The sequence below is a fragment of the Azospirillum sp. B506 genome, from assembly GCF_000333595.1.
Classification (GTDB): domain Bacteria; phylum Pseudomonadota; class Alphaproteobacteria; order Azospirillales; family Azospirillaceae; genus Azospirillum.
Map to the genome: position 1 here is coordinate 1 of NZ_BADK01000759.1, position 3,177 is coordinate 3,177.

The window sequence follows — 3,177 nt, forward strand, 5'->3', positions numbered from 1 at the left end:
CGCGTTACAAATTGTCCGCCCCATCCATCATCTGCGGCGTACAGTGACCGCCAAGCGAACGACCGTCTTGCAGCGGTCCAACAGCAACGCGTCACGGGAGGGAACCGACATGCGCGACCTGCATCCGTGTGCGACGCCGGCCCGAAAGCCGGCCCGAAAGCCGGCCCGAAAGCCGATGAGGCTCGCACCATGACCTTGCAGACCCCATCCTACCGGCCGGCAGCCGGAGAAGAGGCCGCCCCCGGCAGCGCCACCCCGCCCCGGACAGGCGGACTGCGCGCACTGGCCCAGCGGCATCTCTCGAAGCTGGTGGTCGCCCCGTCCTTCGCGGCGATCCTGCTGTTCGTCTACGGCTTCATCGTCTGGACGGTCTATATCAGCTTCACCAATTCGAAGATGCTGCCGTCCTACGAACTGGTCGGCGCCGACGCCTTCGCCAAGCTGTGGCGGATCGAGCGCTGGTATGTCGCCATCGAGAATCTGCTGATCTTCGGCGGACTGTTCATCGGCGTCAGCCTGATCGTCGGCATCCTGTTGGCGGTTCTGCTCGACCAGCGCATCCGCGGCGAAGGGGCGCTGCGCACCATCTATCTCTACCCGATGGCGCTCAGCTTCATCGTCACCGGCACCGCCTGGAAATGGATCCTCAATCCCGGCATCGGCATCCAGCAGTTCGTCCGCGACCTCGGCTTTCCCGGCTTCACCTTCGACTGGATCGTCCAGCAGGACACCGCCGTCTACACGCTGGTGATCGCCGCGGTCTGGCAAAGCTCCGGCTTCGTCATGGCGCTGTTCCTGGCGGCGCTGCGCGGCGTCGATCAGGAGATCATCAAGGCAGCCTATCTCGACGGCGCCAGCCTGCCGCGCATCTATTGGGGCATCGTCCTGCCGTCGATCCGGCCGGTGTTCATGAGCGCCTTCGTCATCCTCGCCCACCTCGCGGTCAAGAGCTACGACCTCGTGGTGGCGCTGACCGGCGGCGGTCCGGGCTATGCGTCGGACCTGCCGGCGACCTTCATGTACGAGATGACCTTCCGCCGCAACCAGATCGCCATCGGCTCGGCCAGCGCGCTGATGATGCTGGCGACGGTGGTGGCGATCATCGTGCCCTACCTCTATTCCGAACTGAAGGGAGGCAAGCGTGTCTAGCCTGACCTCCGCCCTGCCGCCGGCGCAGGGCACCGGCGCCCGCATCGCCCGCTGGGGCCTGTACCTGATCCTCTTGCTGTTCGCGGCCTATTACCTGCTGCCGCTGCTGCTGATGATCGCCACCTCCTTCAAGAGTCCGGAGGAGATCCGCACCGGATCGCTGCTGTCGCTGCCGCGCGACTTCAGCCTGGATGCCTGGAGCTATGCCTGGAACCGCGCCTGCATCGGCGCCGACTGCCGCGGCATGGCGCCCTATTTCCTGAATTCCCTGGTCATCGTCGGGCCGGCGGTCGTCATCTCCACCTTCTTCGGGGCGCTGAACGGCTATGCCCTGACCAAGTGGCGGTTCCGCGGCGCCAACATCGTCTTCGGCATGATCCTGTTCGGCAGCTTCCTGCCGTCGCAGGTGATCCTGCTGCCGATGGCGCAGACGCTGGGCTTCCTCGGGCTGGCCGGCAGCGCCGGCGGGCTGATCCTGGTGCATGTGGTGTATGGCCTCGCCTTCACCACCCTGTTCTTCCGCAATTACTATGTCAGCATCCCCGACGATCTGGTGAAGGCGGCGACCATCGACGGCGCCGGCTTCTTCCAGATCTTCACCAAGATCATGCTGCCGCTGTCGCTGCCGATCCTGGTGGTGACGATCATCTGGCAGTTCACCCAGATCTGGAACGACTTCCTGTTCGGGGCATCCTTCGCGGCGGGCGGCGCCCAGCCGGTGACGGTCGCGCTGAACAACCTCGTCAACACCACCACCGGCGTGAAGCAGTACAACGTCGACATGGCGGCGGCGATGATCGCCGGCCTGCCCACCCTCGTCGTCTATGTGCTCGCCGGCAAATACTTCATCCGCGGTCTGACCGCCGGCTCCGTCAAGGGGTGATCTTCCGATGGCGACTCTCAGCATCAACAACGTCCGCAAGCAGTATGGCAGCGTCGAGGTCCTGAAGGGCATCGACCTGGACCTGACGGACGGCGAATTCCTCGTCCTGCTCGGTCCGTCGGGCTGCGGGAAATCCACCCTGCTCAACATGATCGCCGGCCTGGAGACGATCAGCGCCGGCGAGATCCGCATCGACCAGCGCGTGGTCAACGAGGTCCATCCCAAGGACCGCGACATCGCCATGGTGTTCCAGTCCTACGCGCTCTATCCCAACATGACGGTGGCGCGGAACATCGGCTTCTCGCTGGAGATGCGCGGCCAGTCCAAGCCGGAGCGCGAGGGCGCCGTCCGCCGCGTCGCCAAGCTGCTGCAGATCGAGCATCTGCTCGACCGCAAGCCGGCCCAGCTTTCGGGCGGCCAGCGCCAGCGGGTCGCCATGGGCCGCGCCCTGGTCCGCGACCCCAAGGTGTTCCTGTTCGACGAGCCGCTGTCCAACCTGGACGCCAAGCTGCGCGTCGACATGCGCACCGAGATCAAGAAACTGCACCAGCGGCTCGGCACCACCGTGGTCTATGTCACCCACGACCAGATCGAAGCGATGACGCTGGCCAGCCGCATCGCCATCATGAAGGAGGGCGTCGTCCAGCAATTCGCCCCGCCGCAGGAGGTCTACGAACGCCCCGCCAACATGTATGTGGCGAGCTTCATCGGCTCGCCGACCATGAATTTCGTGCGCGGCACGCTGTCGGCCGAGGGCGACCGGCTGGGCGTCAGCGTCGGGCGCGAGCGCAGCGGCTTCCTGCCGCTGTTCCAGGCGCCGGAACAGGCCGGCAGCTGGCTGGGCCAGGAGGTGATCCTGGGCATCCGTCCGGAGGCCATCACCTGTTACGACCCGGCGATCGCCGCCGGCAACCCGGCGCTGGTGAAGGTCGCCTGCGGCGTCAATGTGCTGGAGCCGACCGGCGCCGACACCATCACCTATGTCGAGCTGAACGGCCATGAGGTTGTCGCCCGCATNCAGCCGAGCGACCGGGTGGCGGAGGGTGAAACCGCCGACTTCATGATCGACATGGCGCGGGCGAACCTGTTTCGACCGAAGACCGAACAGCGGATCTGACCGGCGATAAATCCCCCTCTCCCGGGGG

Annotated in this window: 3 protein-coding genes; all 3 read left to right on the plus strand. The window is 65.7% G+C overall.

All coding sequences use genetic code 11. The features are described from left to right. The first annotated feature begins 126 nt into the window (after nucleotides 1-126). From I71_RS23775 to I71_RS23785, 3 genes are read left to right on the plus strand one after another with little or no spacing between them, the layout of a single operon-like run. A complete protein-coding gene (locus I71_RS23775; protein WP_244434013.1) occupies nucleotides 127-1,149 on the plus strand; it encodes a carbohydrate ABC transporter permease in 1,023 nt (340 codons plus the stop codon). Next, the gene (locus I71_RS23780) at nucleotides 1,142-2,032 is read left to right on the plus strand and encodes a carbohydrate ABC transporter permease (protein WP_042699308.1); all 891 of its coding nucleotides are present in this window, start codon (nucleotides 1,142-1,144) and stop codon (nucleotides 2,030-2,032) included. The genes I71_RS23775 and I71_RS23780 overlap by 8 nt, the downstream gene beginning before the upstream one ends. Nucleotides 2,033-2,039: 7 nt before the next feature. Then, on the plus strand, nucleotides 2,040-3,149 hold the full coding sequence (locus tag I71_RS23785; RefSeq protein WP_042699311.1) for an ABC transporter ATP-binding protein: 1,110 nt from the start codon (nucleotides 2,040-2,042) through the stop codon (nucleotides 3,147-3,149). Nucleotides 3,150-3,177: the final 28 nt, after the last annotated feature.